The sequence below is a fragment of the Rhizobium sp. R634 genome, assembly GCF_002211305.1.
Taxonomy (GTDB): domain Bacteria; phylum Pseudomonadota; class Alphaproteobacteria; order Rhizobiales; family Rhizobiaceae; genus Rhizobium.
Window position 1 is genome coordinate 133,273 of sequence record NZ_LOKW01000024.1, and the last position, 18,139, is coordinate 151,411.

General features: G+C 62.0%; 19 protein-coding genes. 6 read left to right on the forward strand and 13 right to left on the reverse strand.

Going from position 1 to position 18,139, the window contains the following annotated elements; all coding sequences use genetic code 11:
• The first annotated feature begins 129 nt into the window (after window positions 1–129).
• A complete protein-coding gene (locus ATY77_RS21160; RefSeq protein WP_088688710.1) occupies window positions 130–819 on the forward strand; it encodes a ribonuclease HII in 690 nt (229 codons plus the stop codon).
• A 410-nt stretch (window positions 820–1,229) separates the two neighbouring features.
• On the opposite strand, the gene ATY77_RS21165 is transcribed toward ATY77_RS21160, so the two are convergent.
• The 12 genes from ATY77_RS21165 to ATY77_RS21220 form a co-directional block, all read right to left on the reverse strand.
• A complete protein-coding gene (locus ATY77_RS21165) occupies window positions 1,230–1,721 on the reverse strand; it encodes a F0F1 ATP synthase subunit B (protein WP_088678525.1) in 492 nt (163 codons plus the stop codon).
• A 3-nt stretch (window positions 1,722–1,724) separates the two neighbouring features.
• Window positions 1,725–2,348: a F0F1 ATP synthase subunit B gene (locus ATY77_RS21170; protein ID WP_088678526.1), complete on the reverse strand. Its 624-nt coding sequence runs from the start codon at window positions 2,346–2,348 to the stop codon at window positions 1,725–1,727.
• 78 nt (window positions 2,349–2,426) lie between these two features.
• Complete coding sequence (locus ATY77_RS21175; protein ID WP_003588243.1) at window positions 2,427–2,654, reverse strand: F0F1 ATP synthase subunit C; 228 nt, start codon at window positions 2,652–2,654, stop codon at window positions 2,427–2,429.
• Between the two features lie 67 nt (window positions 2,655–2,721).
• A complete protein-coding gene (locus tag ATY77_RS21180; protein ID WP_003584570.1) occupies window positions 2,722–3,474 on the reverse strand; it encodes a F0F1 ATP synthase subunit A in 753 nt (250 codons plus the stop codon).
• A gap of 62 nt (window positions 3,475–3,536) precedes the next feature.
• Window positions 3,537–3,875, reverse strand: coding sequence for an AtpZ/AtpI family protein (locus ATY77_RS21185; RefSeq protein WP_088678527.1), 339 nt, complete (start codon window positions 3,873–3,875; stop codon window positions 3,537–3,539).
• 272 nt (window positions 3,876–4,147) lie between these two features.
• The gene (locus ATY77_RS21190; RefSeq protein ID WP_088688711.1) at window positions 4,148–5,359 is read right to left on the reverse strand and encodes a cell wall hydrolase; all 1,212 of its coding nucleotides are present in this window, start codon (window positions 5,357–5,359) and stop codon (window positions 4,148–4,150) included.
• 270 nt (window positions 5,360–5,629) lie between these two features.
• Window positions 5,630–7,528: a potassium transporter Kup gene (locus ATY77_RS21195; protein WP_088678529.1), complete on the reverse strand. Its 1,899-nt coding sequence runs from the start codon at window positions 7,526–7,528 to the stop codon at window positions 5,630–5,632.
• 18 nt (window positions 7,529–7,546) lie between these two features.
• Complete coding sequence (locus tag ATY77_RS21200; protein WP_088688975.1) at window positions 7,547–8,524, reverse strand: magnesium transporter CorA family protein; 978 nt, start codon at window positions 8,522–8,524, stop codon at window positions 7,547–7,549.
• A 439-nt stretch (window positions 8,525–8,963) separates the two neighbouring features.
• Window positions 8,964–10,142, reverse strand: coding sequence for an Mrp/NBP35 family ATP-binding protein (locus ATY77_RS21210; RefSeq protein WP_088678530.1), 1,179 nt, complete (start codon window positions 10,140–10,142; stop codon window positions 8,964–8,966).
• Window positions 10,143–10,149: 7 nt separating this feature from the next.
• Window positions 10,150–10,524 (reverse strand): hypothetical protein, encoded by a 375-nt coding sequence (locus tag ATY77_RS32950; protein ID WP_190237676.1) that lies wholly within the window; start codon window positions 10,522–10,524, stop codon window positions 10,150–10,152.
• A 153-nt stretch (window positions 10,525–10,677) separates the two neighbouring features.
• The gene (locus ATY77_RS21215) at window positions 10,678–11,412 is read right to left on the reverse strand and encodes a LuxR family transcriptional regulator (protein WP_088678531.1); all 735 of its coding nucleotides are present in this window, start codon (window positions 11,410–11,412) and stop codon (window positions 10,678–10,680) included.
• Window positions 11,413–11,662: 250 nt separating this feature from the next.
• Window positions 11,663–12,460: an IclR family transcriptional regulator gene (locus ATY77_RS21220; RefSeq protein ID WP_088688712.1), complete on the reverse strand. Its 798-nt coding sequence runs from the start codon at window positions 12,458–12,460 to the stop codon at window positions 11,663–11,665.
• Window positions 12,461–12,566: 106 nt separating this feature from the next.
• On the opposite strand from ATY77_RS21220, the gene ATY77_RS21225 reads away from it, so the two are divergent.
• From ATY77_RS21225 to ATY77_RS21245, 5 genes are all read left to right on the forward strand, one after another.
• The gene (locus ATY77_RS21225; RefSeq protein ID WP_088688713.1) at window positions 12,567–13,328 is read left to right on the forward strand and encodes an SDR family oxidoreductase; all 762 of its coding nucleotides are present in this window, start codon (window positions 12,567–12,569) and stop codon (window positions 13,326–13,328) included.
• Complete coding sequence (locus ATY77_RS21230; protein ID WP_088688714.1) at window positions 13,328–14,242, forward strand: 2-dehydro-3-deoxygalactonokinase; 915 nt, start codon at window positions 13,328–13,330, stop codon at window positions 14,240–14,242. Before ATY77_RS21225 ends, ATY77_RS21230 begins: the two co-directional genes overlap by 1 nt.
• A gap of 13 nt (window positions 14,243–14,255) precedes the next feature.
• The gene (locus tag ATY77_RS21235; RefSeq protein WP_088688715.1) at window positions 14,256–14,888 is read left to right on the forward strand and encodes a 2-dehydro-3-deoxy-6-phosphogalactonate aldolase; all 633 of its coding nucleotides are present in this window, start codon (window positions 14,256–14,258) and stop codon (window positions 14,886–14,888) included.
• 4 nt (window positions 14,889–14,892) lie between these two features.
• Window positions 14,893–15,780: an SMP-30/gluconolactonase/LRE family protein gene (locus tag ATY77_RS21240; RefSeq protein ID WP_088688716.1), complete on the forward strand. Its 888-nt coding sequence runs from the start codon at window positions 14,893–14,895 to the stop codon at window positions 15,778–15,780.
• A gap of 226 nt (window positions 15,781–16,006) precedes the next feature.
• Window positions 16,007–16,615: a PRC-barrel domain-containing protein gene (locus ATY77_RS21245; protein WP_088688717.1), complete on the forward strand. Its 609-nt coding sequence runs from the start codon at window positions 16,007–16,009 to the stop codon at window positions 16,613–16,615.
• A 71-nt stretch (window positions 16,616–16,686) separates the two neighbouring features.
• Here the strand turns inward: ATY77_RS21245 and ATY77_RS21250 are convergent, their stop codons facing one another.
• Window positions 16,687–18,054, reverse strand: a complete 1,368-nt coding sequence (locus ATY77_RS21250; protein WP_088678538.1) for an EAL domain-containing protein — start codon at window positions 18,052–18,054, stop codon at window positions 16,687–16,689.
• Window positions 18,055–18,139 lie beyond the last annotated feature (85 nt).

Below are 18,139 nucleotides of genomic sequence, written 5' to 3' on the forward strand. Positions count from 1 at the left end.
CCCTGTTTTCGAGCCCGAGCGCAATTCCCGCGGATGGCCCTGACCGCCACCATCCGCCGGACCGTCCCCGGCCGCCGCCCTGATCCGGGGACTTGCGGGAAATCGGGTTGGCGTGCGAGGTTCAGCCGCATGAAACGTCGCACGCCACCCGATTCTCCCCTGCTTTTCGACACGGTTCCGCTCGTGCCGGATTTCCGCCTGGAACTGAAAGCCCGCAAGGCTGGCCATTGGCCCGTTGCCGGTGCCGACGAGGCAGGCCGCGGGCCGCTGGCCGGACCTGTCGTGGCTGCGGCCGTCATCCTCGATCCGAAACGCATCCCGGAAGGTCTGAACGATTCCAAACAGCTTTCCGCGCAGCGGCGCGAAGAACTGTTCACACAGATTCTGGCGACCGCGACCGTCTCCATCGCCTCCTCCAGTTCCACGCGCATCGATGAGACGGATATTCGCAAGGCGAGCCTCGACGCCATGCGCCGCGCCATCTGCAGCCTTGCCGTTCCGGCAAGCTACGTGCTGACGGACGGGCTCGACGTACCGCCCGGGCTCGATTGCCCCGGACAGGCCGTCGTCAAGGGCGATGCCCGATCGGTCTCGATCGCCGCCGCCTCGATCGTCGCCAAGGTGACGCGCGACCGGATGATGGCACGGGCGCATAACGTCTTTCCAGACTACGGCTTTGCCGCGCATGCAGGCTACGGCACGGCCCAGCATCGCGCCGGCATCGAGAAACACGGCCCCTGCTCGCTGCACCGGATGACCTTCAGGCCGTTGCGCAAGGGCGAGGATGGTCCTGAGACGGATGAGCTGATTCCGGGATAAGTCGCCCACAGAGAATAAGAAGCCAGGACTGCCGGAGGGAGCGCAAGGAACGGTGACGGCACGGCATGATCTCTTCTCCCCTCGGGGAGAAGGTGCCGGCAGGCGGATGAGGGGGCCGCACGGCACATACACTCACTGAAAACCTCCGCGACGCTAAACAATAGCGCCCAGCGCCCTGAACATGGTCGAGACGACAACGGCACGTAAGAACGTTGTTGGAAAAGACCGGCTTCGCCGGCCCCCTCATCCGCCCTACGGGCACCTTCTCCCCGCTGGGGAGAAGAGGGGATCGAGAGGGAGCGGACTGTCTCTTCGCCCGCAAGCGGGCGTCCGAAGGACCGGCGAGACCGAGCATTCAACAAAAAAGGCCGGGACATGCCCGGCCTTTCGCTCATTCCATTCGACAGCACTCAGTTGAGCCGCGTCTTGACCTGGCCGACGGCGTTGCCGAAGAGCTCGGACTGGACCTTGCCGTCCGCCTGCTTGGCAAGCACCGTTTCGGCGGCCGCAATCGCCAGATCGACGGCGGCGGAACGGACCGCCTTCATCGCATCGGCCTCGGCTTGCTTGATCTTCTGCTCGGAGAGCGCCGTGCGGTTGGCGACGAATTCTTCCGTCTTCTTTTTCGCTTCAGCGGTCAGCATTTCGGCTTCGCGCTCGGCGGCGGCAACGATGTGGGCCGCTTCGGCTTCCGCTTCCTTGCGCTTGCGCTGGTATTCGGCGAGCAGGTGCTGAGCTTCCTCGCGCAGGCGCTTGGCTTCCGCCAACTCGTTGCGGATCTGATCGGCGCGGTCGTCGAGCGACCTTGCCATCATGCCCGGAACCTTCAAATAGACGACCAGCGCCAGGAACAGGACGAGGCCGACGAAAGCGAAGAAGGTCGCGTCAAAGTGAAATTCCATCGATCAAGCCTCCTTCTTGGCGGCCGCGACGGCGGCGGCGACATCTGCCTTGGCGGCCGTGCCGCCGATCAGCTGTTCGACGACAGCAGCGGCCGTTTCCTCGGCAATCGTGCCGACATCGGCAAAAGCCTTCGTCTTGATATCGGCGATCCGGGCTTCGGCAGCCTTGATCTTTTCCGAAAGGCTCGCTTCGACGGCGCGGCGATCCGCTTCGGCCTTGACCTTGGCGGCGTCGCGCGCGGCGGAGCCGATCGCATTCGACTTGGCGCGGGCAGCGGCCAGTTCGCCTTCATAGGTCACGACGGCAGCGTCGGCTTCCGCCTTCAGGCGGCCTGCTTCTTCCAGATCCTGGGAGATGCGCGTGTGGCGCTGATCGAGAATGGCCCCGATGCGCGGCGCGATGACCTTTTGCATAAGGAGGTAAAAGACGCCGAACGTGATCACCAGCCAGAGCAGCTGGGATGCGTAGGTCGTCGAATCGAAAGGCGGGAACGGGCCGCGGGCGTGTTCGCCTTCGGCAACGCCGGTCTCCGTATGGACCTCGCCTGCGGCCGGAGCGGCATGCGCATCCGTGCCGGTCGCTGCCGCCGGTGCTTCTTCAGCGTAAGCCGGGGTCACAAAAAACATGCTCACCTCCAGGTGGACTGCAAATGCAAAGGATCACGGCTTGCGGTCAGCAGGCCGTGATCCATCTATCCGCCGATATCAGACGGCGAAGAGGAGGAGGAGAGCGACGAGCAGCGAGAAGATGCCCAGAGCTTCCGTAACGGCGAAGCCGAATACCAGACGGCCGAACTGGCTGTCAGCGGCAGACGGATTGCGCAGAGCGCCGGAGAGGTAGCTGCCGAAGATGTTGCCGAGGCCGAGAGCCGTACCGGCCATACCAAAGCAAGCCAGACCTGCACCGATGAACTTTGCTGCTTCCGCTTCCATGTTGAACTCCTTTGAAATGGTTGTTGCGGCGAATGACTGACGCCCTTTGACGTCGATGTCGTTATCCTTAGTGCCCGCCCGGATGGATCGCGTCGTTGAGGTACATGCAAGTCAGCACCGCAAAGACGTAAGCCTGGAGGAAGGCGACGAGGAACTCGAGACCCGTCAGGGCGACGGTCATGATGAGGGGAAGAACGGCTCCGCCGACACCGACTGCACCGAGGGCTCCAAGCGAGGCGACGAAGCCTGCGAACACCTTGAGCGTGATGTGACCGGCGAGCATGTTTGCGAAAAGACGAACAGAGAGCGAAATCGGACGGGACAGGAACGAAATGATTTCGATCGAGACGACCAGCGGCAACAAAATGCCCGGCACGCCTGAGGGCACGAAGACATTCAGGAAGTGGAAGCCGTGCTTATAGAAACCGTAGACGAGAACCGTACCGATGACGAGGATTGCCAGCGCGAAGGTGACGATGATCTGGCTGGTGATCGTGAAGAAATACGGGAACATGCCGAGCAGGTTCGCCGTCAGCACGAACATGAAGAGCGAGAAGACAAGCGGGAAGAACTTCATTCCCTGCTTGCCCGCGCCTTCCTTGAGCATATTGGCGATGAATTCATAAGACATTTCCGCGACCGACTGCGAGCGACCCGGCACGATGGCGCGGTTCGAGGTCGCGAAATAAAGGAAGCCTACGGCAACGGCAGCCGAAGCGGCCATAAAGAGCGATGCGTTGGTGAACGAGAAATCAATCCCACCGATTTCGATCGGCACAATCTTGAAGATCTGGAACTGATGAGTCGGATCGTTGGACACCGCTTGTTCTCTCTCTTTGGCCCGCAGGACGCGGGATCATTGCACTGGACCGGGACCGGTCCTTATTTCTTGTCGTCCTTGCCTTCCAGGGGATGGGCCACCACCCCCGCAGAACGCAGCACGTTCAGAACGCCGGCACAAAATCCGAGAAGCAGAAGAACAATCAAACCCCAAGGCGCCGTGCCAACAAAACGGTCGAGGACATAGCCAAGAACGGCACCGACAATGATCGCGGCAATGAACTCGCTGGAGAGCTTCATCGCCTGGGCATAACCTTTGCGGCTTACCTCGGCTTGGGCCTCGCTTGCACGTTCCACTCCCGCCTCAGCGCGTTTGGTCGCGAGTTCCGCTCCCAGTTGCGCACGGCGCTTTTCAAGACTTTCCTCGCGGTCGTCCGCCATGGATCTCTCCTCGCCTGCCCGTCGCCCGCACTCCCGCTACCCCGGTCATTCGGACTTAGGACGCGAAGGTTGAGAACCTTCCGGCCCGTTCTGAAGTCGCGCGCAACATAGTTTTAGGGATTAGTATAGTCAAGGCGTAGACAGCTTCTGTCCAGCCAGAAAATAATTTCATCGAATCAAAGCGTTAGATCGATTTCCGATCGATCGGGCAAATTCGATTGAAAGAATCCGCTTTTCCGGGCCGGAAAACGACTTTGCCCGGACGGTTTATCTCAGCTCCAGCCGCCGCCATAGGTGCGATAGAAGACGTGGAGACCGATGCGGCCGACTTTTTCCATGGTCTTTGCCCATTTCGGACGAACGTAAACGGCGTGGTAATGCGTCGCCGAGCCCACCTGCGGCAACCAGATCTTGCCTGCCGTCACCGCCAGCGCCACATCGCGGGCGACCCGCCAGTGATATTCCGAGTTCACCCGGTCCTTGATGCTGTCGCAGGCGAAGGAAAACTGGCAGCGATTGCGCCAATCCTCGTTCTGATAGACGACGCCGCAGATCGTCTTGGGATAGGCGGGGTTGCGAACGCGATTGAGAATGACCTGCGCGACGGCCGCCTGGCCTTTCACCGATTCGCCGCGCGCTTCGAAATAGATGCCGGAAGCAAGGCACTGCTGTTCGCGGGCGGAAAAGACGTCAGGCGACAGCACGCTTGCGGCCCAGGCATGATCGCGCGGACCGATCTCGGGCACGAAGCGGCCGCTCTGCTGATCGGTCAGAATGGAATCGAACGGCGACTGGCGGGAATAGTCGGGTGCTGCCGGCGCATAGGCCGTGGCAAGCACGTCCGCCTTACTGCTGGTGACGAGGCTCGCCAGCATCGCAGGCACGCCGCGATCCGGCATCACCGGCTGCTTCCTATAGAAAGAAGTCGCAATCTCGATTTCCTTGCCCAGGATCTTCGGCTTGACGAAGGCCGACCTGTCCTTGAGGTCGAGGCTCGGCGTGAAGAGCATCTTGGTACGCTCGAGAATGGAGCCGGCGGAAAAATCCTTCGGTGGCTGCATCTTCTCGACGGCGACGATGCGGCCCTTCTTCGTGCCGCGGTTGACGCGCTCCTCGTCCGGGGTGTCCTCGTGACCCTTGCCCTTGGCAGTGAAGGCGACCTTGCGGCCGTCCGGCAGCACCATGCCGGCGCCCGATGAAATCGAACCCGTCACCATCGGCTCGGCAAAAGCGAGTTCGGCCTGGTGGATGGAGCCGGCGGGGGAGTTGGTCAGCACCATGCGCCAGTTCTCGCCCTCGCGGTCGAGGCCGCCGAGCATGGCGGCAAGATCGGCATGGGATGCCACAGTCGGGAAAATCAGCCAGCCGGCGAGCCCGAAGAGAACGGGCGATACCCAGTTCTCGGGAAAAAGACGCAGCTTGCTATGGGAGAGACGCTTTCGACGCAACACGAACTCCGGGCATGGAACGCTGAAACATTCCATCGAAAATCCCTTATTAACCTTGATGTCTGGTTAACGGAGCGTGCCGGAATATGGCCATGCGAAGTTCTGGATGTTCTAATGTGGTTGAAAATGCCGGGTGTCTGCATCCTTGCAAAGTCCCCTCCCCAACCCTCCCCACAAGGGGGAGGGACTAACCCGGGGCACCGCCTCGCTCCTCCCGAAACGTCGAAGAGGTGGAAAGCCGGTGCCACAAGTTAAGCCCCTCCCCCTTGTGGGGAGGGGTTTGGGGCGGGGTCTTTGACCCACCCATCAAATAATCACGTGCGAGCCCAGTTCCACCACACGGTTTGCCGGCAGGCGGAAGTAATCCGAAGGGTTGGCGGCCGCATTGGCAAGGGCGATGTAAAGCCGGTCCTGCCAGTAAGGCATGCCGGACTTGGCGTCCGGCACCAGCTTGCGGCGGCCGAGATAGAAGGAGGTCGACATGATGTCGAACTTCAGCCCCGTTTTGCGCAGGGTCGCGAGCGCCTGCGAGACGTTCTGCGATTCCATGAATCCGAAGAGCAGTTCGACGCGGGAGAAACGCTCGGAAATCTGCTCGACCTTGTAGCGGTCCTGGCTGGGAACGCGGGGCTTGTTGACCGTGCGAATCGTCAGGATGACGTTGCGGTCGTGGAGCACGTGATTGTGCTTGAGATTGTGCAGCAAGGCGGCGGGAGCAGATTCCGGATCGCTGGTCAGGAAGATCGCGGTGCCGGGAACCTGGGCCGGCGAATGTTCGCTCTTGCGCTCGATGGAGCTGACGAAGGAGGGAAGCGGAATATCGGTATGGCGGGTTTTTTCCATGAGGATCGCGGTGCCGCGCCGCCAGGTCCACATGATGACGGTAAAGGCCGTGGCGATCAGGATAGGGATATAGCCGCCGTCGTGGATCTTCAGAAGGTTGGCGCCGAGGAAGATCATTTCGAGCACAACCAGCGGCGCGAGCGCGATCACGGCGACCGGCATCGACCAGTTCCAGCGGGCGCGGACGAATTCGAAGGCCATGATCGAGGTGACGACCATGGCGCCGGTGACCGAAATGCCATAGGCGGTCGCCAGCGCATCCGAGGTCTGGAAGCTCAGAACCAGGAAGATGACGCCGATGAACAGCACGGCGTTGACGGACGGCAGGAAGATCTGCCCGGTATTGGTTTCAGAGGTAAAGAGAATTTCCATGCGCGGCAGGAAGCCGAGGTTGATGCCCTGGCGCACCAGCGAGAAGGCGCCTGTTATCACCGCCTGGCTGGCAATGATCGTCGCGGCGGTCGCCAGAATGACGGCCGGCAGCAGCGCCCATTTCGGGAACATCAGATAAAATGGATCGGACATCGTCATCGGATTGCCGAGGACGAGCGCCCCCTGCCCCAGATAGTTCAGCGTCAGCGCCGGGAAGACCAGCAGGAACCACGCCCACTGGATCGGCCGGCGGCCGAAATGGCCGAGGTCGGCATAGAGCGCCTCGGCCCCCGTTACGGTCAGGAAGACGGCGCCGAGCACGACGATGCCATAGAAGCCCTCATGCAGCAGAAAGCTGACGGCGTAATAGGGGTTGAAGGCGGCAAGGATGCCGAAATCGTCCGAGATATGGGAAATGCCGGCCGCTGCCATGACGATGAACCAGACGGCGGTGATCGGACCGAAGAACTTCGCGACGGCGCCGGTGCCGCGCGATTGCACGACGAAAAGCAGCGCCAGGATCACGACCGAGATCGGCACGATATATTCGGAGAGACTCGGCGTGACGAGCTTCAGGCCCTCGACAGCCGAAAGCACCGATAGTGCGGGCGTGATCATCGCATCGCCGAGGAAGAGCGCCGCACCCATCAGGCCGAGCAGCATCAGCAAAGCGGTATGGCCGTTGGCGGTCTTCATCAGAAGGGCAAGCAGCGACAGCGTGCCGCCTTCCCCGTCGTTGTCGGCGCGCAGCAGGAAGAGCACATATTTGATGGTGACAATGATCGTCAGCGCCCAGATCATCAGCGAAATCAAACTGATGACCTCGAAACGGGTGACGCCGTCATGGGCCACGGGCTTCAGTGCTTCGCGAAAAGCGTAGAGCGGGCTCGTGCCGATATCGCCGTAGACGACGCCGACGGAACCCAGTGCGAGATAGAACAGCTTTTTCGGGGTCATATCGCGTTCGTTCGGATGGCTATCTTCGGACATGAAGTTTCAACAGGCTCCTCAGAGCCAGCCTTTCCAGCGAAAAAAGAAAAAGGGAATGACGGCCGATATCACCATCAAGGCCAGCGAAAAGGGATAACCCGCGGCCCAGGCCAGCTCCGGCATAAATTGAAAATTCATGCCATAGACGGAGGCGACCAATGTCGGCGGCAGGAACACCACCGATGCGATCGAGAAGATCTTGATGATCGAGTTCTGCTCGATGTTGATCAGGCCGAGCGAAGCGTCGAGCAGGAAGGTAATGTTGGCGGCCACGAAGGAGGCATGCTCGGAGAGCGACTGGATATCGCGCGAGACGGTGCGGCAGAGCTCCTTCGCCTCACGGTCCTGCTGAATCGCCGGGATCGTGTGAAAGAAGGTCAAGAGGCGCGAAAGCGAACCGAGGCTATCGCGCAGCTTGCTGATCATCCGGTGATGGCCGGCGATATCCTTCAGCTTCTCCTCGAGATAGTTGGAAGGCCTGCGCACCTTCTTGGCCCGGTCGCCGAAGACATGCATGGACAAGATATCGATGCGCGAGACGGAGGTCTCGAGAATCTCGGCGGTGCGGTCGACGATCGTTTCCAAGAGCTTGGCGAGAAGGGCCGCGCCGCTGCGCCAATTTTCCGGCAGCCGGTGAAGGGCCGCGATGAAGAGCGCAAAGGACTTTGGATGGGCGTAACGGATGGTGACCAGACGGTTTCCGGCCAGAATGAAGGCGACATCGGTCAGCGTCGGCGCGTCGGTATCGGCCTTCCAGAGGAGCGAGGCGGTCATGAAGACGGCGTCGTTTTCGACATAGAGACGGGCGGAGGGCTCGATATCCTTCAGGTCGTCGCGGGTCGGAACCTCGATGCCGAGGACCTTCTCGACATAAAGTTCCTCCTCGCGGCTCGGGTCGACCATGTCGATCCAGACGACATCCTCGGGAAAGGGCGCCATGTGAGAGATGTCGCGAATCTCGACCGACCGGCAATTGGAACAGTAAGCGGTGATCACCGGCACTGCCTCCAATGCTTGCGCCGCTTGGCGGCCATAACCCTTGTCATAACAAGCCCTTCCATGCGCCCGCAAGCGCGGCAGCGCGAAGATCGCTCGTCATCGATAGAACCGGAGGCGGATCAAGAAAGCTCATACAACTCCGGCTGCATCCAGCCTCGGGGGCCGGTATGCGCGTTGTGCTCCACCGCATCGCAGTTACCAATCCTTCGATCGACAAGACAACTCCGAACTTGCAGGCGAGGCGGATGCTTCGGAACGAAGACGGCCGTCAGTGAGCATCTGCAGCAAACGCCATCATGGCGCCGGGGCATATGAAGCAAAGCCGCGAAATAATCAAGACATCTTCCGTGAAGCGCGGCTTTTCACCACGTTTCACCCACAATTTGGGGTATTGGCCGCGGTGATTCGGACCTCCAAAGCGCGTCCCGGCGACACCTTATTCGAAAACGATCGTCGGCGCCGGGCGCTGCGGCTGGCCGCCAACCTGTTCCCAGACCTTGGCGGCGATGCCGCGATAGATTCCGGCGACGATGCCGTTTGGCTCGGAGGCGACGAGCGGTGTGCCGGCGTCTGAGGTCTCGCGAATGTTCATCGTCAGCGGGACTTCGCCGAGGAAGGGCACGCCTATGCGTTCGGCCTCCTTGCGGGCGCCGCCATGGCCGAAGATGTCGTAACGCGTGCCGGTATCGGGGGCGATGAAATAGCTCATGTTCTCGACGATGCCGAGGACCGGCACTTCGACCTTGCGGAACATGTTGAGGCCCTTGCGGGCATCGATCAGAGCGAGATCCTGCGGCGTGGAGACGATGACGGCGCCGGCGAGCGGCACCTGCTGGGCCATGGTCAGCTGCGCATCGCCGGTGCCGGGCGGCATGTCGACGACGAGGACGTCGAGTTCGCCCCAGGCGACTTCGCGCAGCATCTGCAACAGCGCCGACTGGACCATCGGCCCGCGCCAGATCATCGCCGTCTCCTCATCGACGAGGAAGCCCATCGACATGACCTTGAGGCCGTAATTTTCCATCGGATTGATGATGCGGCCGTCGATCTGCGTCGGCCGGCCGGATATTTTCAACAGCCGCGGCATCGAGGGGCCGTAGATATCGGCATCGAGGATGCCGACGCGAAGGCCGTTGGCGAGCAGGCCGAGCGCCAGGTTGACGGCGGTGGTCGACTTGCCGACCCCACCCTTGCCGGAGGCAACGGCGATGATGGCGCCGATGCCGGGAACGCCGATCTTGCCGGCGCGCGGCGCCTGTTGCGGCGCGTGCGCGTGGCCGGCATGGTCGTGTGCATGATCGTGGCCGGCATGGCCATGGGGCGGGTTCGACGCCGGGCGCGCCGCGGGAGCGGCTGCGGCCGCCCTCTTGTCCGCCGTCAGCGTGACGAGGGCGCCTTTGACACCGGGCATTTCCTTGATGACGCGCTCGGCGGCGAGCCGCATCGGCTCCAGCTCCTTGGCGCGTTCGGCCGGAACGGTGATGGAGAAATAAACCTTGCCGTCGGAGATGAAGATGTCGGAGACCATGCCAAGCTCGACGATATCGCGCTCGAGATCGGGCCCACGCACGGTCTTCAGCGTCTCGAGAACCTGTTCCTTGGTGACGTCGGTCATTCCACCCTCACTGTTTCATCTCGATCACAGATAGTGGAGGCGCACGTCTTCGCCAAACAAAATCATCGGGCGGGAAAATCGATCTGCCGGCTTGCGCAAAAGCGGGCAAAAAATCGGAATCCGTTGCGGCCATCAAGTCCGCCGGGCTTTCGCCCTGATGGCCGCAACGGTCTCCCCTGGAACCGGCGCAATGCGGGCGAACTAGAGTAAGCTGGAAAAAAGGCCAGCAAAAAGTGATGGAGGAAGCCGGAATCGTGAACAGCTGCGCAAAGGGCGGTGCGAAAACGCAACAACCACCGCCGACGCCGAAGTACCGGAGAGAATCGGCATCGGCGGCGGGCGGCGGTTGTGTCAGCCGCGCCATTTCCTGGCGCTGTTTCAAAGTCCCCTCTGGACCTCTGTCAAAGGAGAAGCAGAAAGCGTGCCAGATGAAAAATCAGGAAAGCCGCGCAAATACGGCGGCAATCGTGCCCTTTCGAGAAGGGCGTGCCTATGCGCTGAGCGGACGGCGCAACGGTACCTTGTTTTTTGCAACTTATTTGATCAGCCCGATCCGCAGCGCCTTGGCGACTGCCTGGGTGCGGTTGACCGTATCAAGCTTCTTGGTGGCGCGGTTGAGGTAGTGGTTGACCGTGTGTTCTGACAGGGAAAGGATTTCGGCGATTTCCGCGCTGGTCTTGCCGGCCGCCGTCCAGTTGAGGCAATCGATCTCGCGGTCGGTCAAGGTATCGGTCATCCGCGTGTCGAGGTGGCGGATCTCGGCGAGCCTGTCGAAGACATGGATGGCGATATAGCAAAGCTCGCGCATCTCGGCCGGACTGAAGGGCTCGCGATCGCCGGCGAAGGAAACGGCGCCGCGCAGACCTGATGCCTCATGGGTCGGGAAGTAGGCGCAGCGCATCATCTTGAAACGTTCGAAAAGCGTGGAGACAAGGCCGGACTTGCCGTCGTCCCGCGACCAGTCCGGCCGCGTCATGTCATAGAAGAAAGGCCGGGCCGACGTCCTCAGCCGCCGGAGAACCGGGCTATTCACCATCAGCCCCTCCTGGTCGTAGATCGCCAGAAGCTCGGCCGGCCAGCTGGTAATGACAGTGCTGCCCTGAAGATCGAAAGAGGTGATCGGCGGAAGGTTGAGAACCATGAAGGCACGGCTGCGATAGGCTTCCGTCACGCGCTTCATGAAACGGAAAATATCGAACTGCGTCTTCAGGCCTGCTATCTCCTGGACATAGTCATCTTCTTCCGGGGATGTTTGCGACAAGGGTGCCATCACATTTCTTCATCTTCGGCACAGCGACCGGCAAACCGTGTGCAGAACCTGGCCCACGGCCGGTTCGATTGCATCGGCATGACGATCGCTGGTTGGATCAAATGGAATCGGCCTCGGCGTACAGCATTCGGCCGGTGAATGGTTGTGGATTTCGCGGACCGTTCTAGTTGTGATGATTCGCCTGTAAATCTCAATATCGCCCTCATCATAAGCATGCTCTGCGATCGGGTCCAGCAAACCGGATTTTCCGTCAGCGACGCGGCCCCAGGCGGATACGCATGCCTTCCATGATCCTTCCAGCTGCCAGCTGTACTGGAACGGCCCATTCGCGCAGAAGTTCCATCGACAATCGATAGGCGGGGCCGGTAATCGATATCCCGCCGACAAAAGTCCGGTCTTCAGACCAGACAGGCGCGGCCACGCAGCGGATACCGGCCTCATGCTCCTCGCGATCGAAGGCGTAGCCCTGATCGGCAATCTCGCGGATCTCGGCAAGCAGCGTTTCGGCAGAAGCATGCGTCGAGGCGGTGAATCGGGTGAAGCTCAGGCCGGCCAGGAGATCAGCCAGACTGTCGGGCGGCAGCAGGGAAAGGGCGGCCTTGCCGACGCCGGTGCAGTAACAGGGAGAGGCATTGCCGATCTGCGAATACATGCGCACCGGCTGGCGGCCTTCGACCTTGTCGAGATAGATGATCGACGATCCCCTGAGGACGCCGAGATGGACCGTTTCGCCGGTCGCCTGCTGCAGATCGGCGAGGTGCGGTTCGGCAATCATGCGGAATTCGTTGCGCGCCCAGCTGCGCGCGGCAAAATCGAGCAGGCGCAGCCCGGGGGCGTATCGGCCGTCGCCGTCGAGTTCGAGAAGCCCCTCCTCCACCAGGTGGCTCAGCTGGCGGTGCAGCGTGCCGCGCGGCTGGCCGGCGAGCGCCAGGATATCCGTGAAGCGCAGCGGCGCATCGGCATGGGTCACGAGATCGAGCAGAACCATCAGTTTGCCGAGCGTGCCGGTCTCGCGTGCCTGCGTCATGCCATCGCCGTTTGAATTCATCGCCTCTTCCGCCCTTGACAGACAGGGCAGCCTAATTCGATAATTCCATATAGTCAAATTAAGTTCCACATAATGGAACAAAATATCGGGAGGGAATGGGACCGCAATGCCAGCACAATTTCCCGAGTTCAAAGACCGAGCCGTGCTCGTGACCGGCGGCGGATCGGGCATCGGCGCTGCGATCGTCGAAGGCTTCGCGCTGCAGGGCGCCAAGGTCTCCTTCATCGACATCGCAGAAGCGGCGGGCACCGCGCTTGCGGAAAAGCTGTCGCGCGAAACGGCGCATCCTGTCGCCTTCTACCACGCCGATCTGCGCGACATCGAGGCGATCCGGCGCACGGTCGACAGCGTCGTTGCCGCTTCGGGGCCGATCCGCGTGCTCGTCAACAATGCCGCCTGGGACGACCGCCACGAGTTCGACGAGGTCACCGAAGCCTATTGGGACAACAACCAGGCGGTCAACCTGCGGCATGTGTTCTTCACCTCGCAGGCGGTGGCGCCGTCGATGCGAACGGCCGGCGGCGGGGCGATCGTCAACATGTCGTCGATCGCCTTCAAGCTGAACATGGGCGGTTTCCCCTCCTACGCCGCGGCGAAGGCAGCGGTCGTCGGGCTGACGAAGAGCATGGCCGGCAGGCTCGGGCCGGAGAATATCCGGGTCAACTGCATCCTGCCCGGCATGGTCGTCACCGAGCGGCAGATGCAGCTCTGGCTGACCGAAGAGAGCATCGCGCGCTCGGTAGAGCAGCAATGCCTCAAGACCGCGCTCAAGCCTGACGCGATCGTCGGGCCCTGCCTGTTTCTTGCATCCGACTGCGCGGCTGCGATGACCGCCCAGTCCCTGATTGTCGATGGAGGCATTCTGTAATGACGAATTCCGCTTATGTCGCGGTGGACTGGGGCACCAGCAGCTTCCGGCTCTGGCTGATCGGCAGCAACGGCAGCATTCTTGCCGAACGCCGCAGCGGCGAAGGCATGACGAGCGCGGCAAAGACCGGCTTTTCCACCGTGCTATCAGGCCATCTCGCCGCCGTCGAGGCGCCGGCAAGCCTGCCTGTCATCATCTGCGGCATGGCCGGCGCAAAGCAGGGCTGGTTCGAAGCCGGCTATATCGACGTGCCGGCATCCCTGGCCTCGATCCTGACCGGCGCCGTCTCCGTGCCCGGGGAAAGCCGCGACATCCGCATCCTGCCGGGACTTGCCCAGCGGGACGCGGCGAGGCCCGACGTCATGCGCGGCGAGGAGACCCAGCTGCTCGGCGCCCTCGGCCGCGCAAGCGTTGGCGCCCAGGCGGTCTGCATGCCCGGCACGCATTCGAAATGGGTGCATGTGAACGACGGCAAGGTGACCGGCTTTTCGACCTTCATGACCGGCGAGCTTTTCGACGCGATCAGCAAACACACGATCCTTTCGCATGCCGTCGCAGGCGCCGAGGAACAGCCGGCGGATGCCGCTGCCTTCGAAGCGGCGGTATCAGCGGCCTTCGCGCAGCCCGCACTTGCCTCCAACCTGCTCTTTGCCGCCCGCTCCGGCCAGCTTCTGCACGGGATTTCCGCTGCGGCCGCGCAAGCCCGGCTTTCCGGCACGCTGATCGGCCTCGAAATCGCCGGCGCGCTGCAGGATGCCGCCAACTCAAACATCACCCTCGTCGCCTCCGGGCGCCTGCAGGGGCTCTACGAGCAGGCCTTCAGGACCCTTTCGCTTGACTTCACCGCCATCGATGCCGACGCGGCCGTGCGCCGCGGGCTCTCGGCCGCCGCCGAAGCCATCTGGCCGAACTGAGAAAGCTGACACGATGAACCGTATCCCCTTCCCCGACATGAAGCGCCCGCTGATCGCCATCCTGCGCGGGATCAGGCCCGACGAGACCGAAAGCGTCGTCGGTGCCCTGATCGAAAACGGCCTGACGGCGATCGAGATTCCGCTGAATTCGCCGGACCCTTTCAAATCCATCGAGATCGCCGCGAAGATGGCGCCGGCAGACGTGCTGATCGGCGCCGGCACGGTGCTGACGGTCGAGGCGGTCGACAGCCTGAATGCGGCCGGCGGCAAGCTGCTCGTCACCCCGAATGTCGAGCCCGAAGTGATCATCCGGGCACGCGAATACGGCATGGTGACGATGCCCGGCGTCTTCACGCCGACCGAGGCCCTGGCCGCGGCGCGCGCTGGCGCCACCGGCCTCAAATTCTTTCCCGCCAGCGTGCTCGGCCCCTCCGGCATCACCGCGATCCGGGCAATCTTGCCGCCGGAACTGGTGATCGCGGCCGTCGGCGGCGTATCGGACAAGAATTTCGCCGATTACACCAAGGCCGGCATCTTCGCTTTCGGCCTCGGCACCAGCCTCTACAAGCCGGGAATGACCGCAGCAGAGGTTGCCGAGCGCGCCAAGGCAACCATTTACGCCTATGACGCAGCCATGGGAGCGTGAACGTATGACCGACATCTACGAGTTCGAAGGCAAGACACTCTGCAATACCAATTCCGTTCTCGGCGAAGGCCCGACCTATGACCCGGACACCGATACGGTCTGGTGGTTCAACATCCTCGGCAAGGAGCTGCACGAGCTCAGACTTTCAACGGGTGAGAAGAAGGTTCATCCGCTGCCTGTGATGGCAAGCGTGCTCGCCCGCATCGACGCCGGACGGCAGCTAATCGCGACGGAAGAGGGGCTTTTCGTGCGCGATGTGGCGAGCGGCAACCTCACCTTCTATGCCGCGCTCGAAAACGACCGGCCGGAGAACCGCTCGAACGACGGCCGCACCCATCCCTCCGGCGCGCTCTGGATCGGCACGATGAGCAAGCGGGCGGAAAACCAGGCCGGCGCCATCTATCATGTCGCCAGCGGCAAGGTGACGAAGATCTTCAGCGGCATCAGCATTCCGAATTCGATCTGCTTCTCGCCCGACGGCACGATCGGCTACTATACGGATTCCCGCATCAACCGGCTGATGCGCGTCATGGTCGATCCGCAGACCGGCCTGCCCTCGGGCGAGCCGATCGTGCTGGTCGACAGCATGAACGAGCCCGGCGACATCGACGGTTCGGTGGTGGACGCCGACGGCTATATCTGGAACGCGCGCTGGGGAGCCGGCGTCGTCGACCGGTACAATCCGGACGGCCTGCGGATCTCGCGTTACAAGGTTCCTGCGGTGCAGCCCTCCTGCCCTGCATTCATCGGCGTCAATGCCGAGCGGCTGGCGGTGACGACGGCCTGGGAAGGGCTCGACGAGGATGCCCGTTCGGCGCAGCCGAGCGCCGGCGCCCTCCTGGAACTCGGCATCGACGTCAAAGGCATATTCGATCCCGTCTACGTGATCTGAGACATGCCCGGCCGCAATGCGAGAGGCGCTCCCGAGGGGGCGCTTTTTTGCTTTTTGGAGGGCCTTTTTCGATAAATGTTCCGTGAAAATCGAGAAATTTTCCGTGTTTTCAACCGGAACCAATAGGCGCACCAGTCATTTCCTCTTCGAACCGGCGCGGCAAGGATGGTTCAAACATGCATTGCCGGGTCAGCGATGACTCTAGAGAAACGAAGGTAGGTTCGAAATGACACGCAAACTTCTGACGACCGTTGCCGCTGGCGCATTGTTTGCCACGGCTTTCGCACCGGCGGCATTCTCGCAGACGGCACCCCAGCCGGCGGATCCCGCCGCTCCGACGCAGGCAGCTCCCGCCGATCCGGCAGCCCCGAAGCCGCCGGTCACGCCTGATGTCACGAAGCCCGCAGGCGATGCCGCCCAGGCTCCTGCACCGGCACCGACCGCCGATACTGCTCAGGCTTCCTATCTGACGGAACAGGCTCCCGACCAGGTCAGCGCCAACACCTATATCGGCCAGTCGGTCTACAATGCCAACAATGAAAGCATCGGCAGCGTCAACGACCTGATCATGAAGAAGGATGGCGGCTTGGTTGCCGCGATCGTCGGCGTCGGCGGTTTCCTTGGTATCGGCGAAAAGAACGTCGCCGTCCCGATGGAAAAGATCACCATCGCCCAGAACACCCAGGACGGCAGCGTCAAGCTGACGACCAGCGAAACGGCTGAATCGCTGAAGGCCGCACCTGAGTTCAAGACGCTGGCAATGCAGTCGGCCGAAAAGGCTCCGGCAGCGACCGGCACCGACACCACGGCGACCGGCTCGACCACGCCGAAGTAAACCGCGCGGTAGTATAGCGTAGGCGATGGCGCTCCTAGGGGCGCCATCGCTTTATTCATTTGAGAAAGTGCCTATGCGCTGACCCGCTCCACGATCGCCGCGTCGTAATAGTTCTCGTGCAGGAAACGCAACGTGGCGATACCGTCCGCCGGGCGGCCGAAATGATAGCCCTGCCCCATGCCGCAGCCGAGCGTGCGCAGTTTCACCGCTTCCGTATAATCCTCGATGCCTTCCGCCACGACTTCCAGGTCGAGGCCCTCGCACATGGTGAGGATCGCCTTGATGATGTGTTCGGAGGCGCGGTCGGAATTGATGCGCGAGACGAAGGCGCGATCGATCTTGATCTTGTCGAAGATGAAGTCGCGCAGGCGTCCGAGGCTCGACTGGCCGGTGCCGAAATCGTCAAGCGAAATGCGTACGCCCGCGGCACGCAAATCGGCGATGATACGGTGAGCGGTATCGGCCGAGCTCATCACTGCGGTCTCGGTGATCTCCAGCTCCAGGCGATGCGGATCGAAGCCGACGCGGCCGAGGATCGACAGGATGCTGCTGCTGGTGCCTGGATCCATCAGCTGCGCCGAGGAGAGGTTGAACGACAGGAAGAGTTCGCGCGGCCAGGAAAGCGCTGCTTCCGCGGCCTTACGCAGCAGCGCTTCCGAGAGCGCATCGATGAAGCCGCGCTCTTCGGCGAGCGGCACGAAGACGCCGGGCGAAACGAAGCCGAGATCGGGATCGTTCCAGCGGGCCAGCGCCTCGAAGCCGAGAACCTGGTTGTTGGACAGCGAGACGATCGGCTGGAAATGCACGTCGATCGCGTCTGATATGATGGCGTTTCTGAGCGCCTGCTCCAGCTGCGTCGCGCGCTTCATCTCCTGTGCGATCTCGCGCGAATAAACCGTGATCTGGCCGCGGCCGCGCCGCTTGGAGCGGTAGAGCGCGGTTTCAGCGCTCTTCAGCAGTTCCTCGCAATCCTCGCCGGCGAAGGGATAGATGGCGAAGCCGAAGGAGGCGGAGAGGCGGACGTTGCGGTCGCCGAGGTCATAGGGGGCCGACAGCACTTCACGGATCATCTGGCCGAATTTCTCGGCACTCGCCCGCTCGAAGATCAACGGCAGCACGAAGGCGAATTCATCGCCGTCATGGCGTGTCACCAATGCACCATCGGGAATGCAGGCCTTGAGGCGATGGGCGACCTGGCAAAGAATCTCGTCACCGGCCGCAGAGCCGAAAAGATCGTTGATCGGTTTGAAGCTGTCGAGATTGGCGATGCCGATGGTAAATGGGGCCGGGTCGCTGGCGCGCTCGGCGGAAATCTGCAGGACTTTCTCCCGCATGCGGTTGCGGTTTCCCAATCCGGTCAGCGGATCGGTATAGGCCATCGCCTGAAGCTCATTCTGACTCACGGTCAAGAAAGAAGCTGTTTCCGCCGACTTCATCATCCAAACCCGAGCTTTTCCTCCGGAGCCGTGCAGAGAATGACCGGCATATCTTAACAATTCGATAGTAAATCGGCGGCCGTTGCGG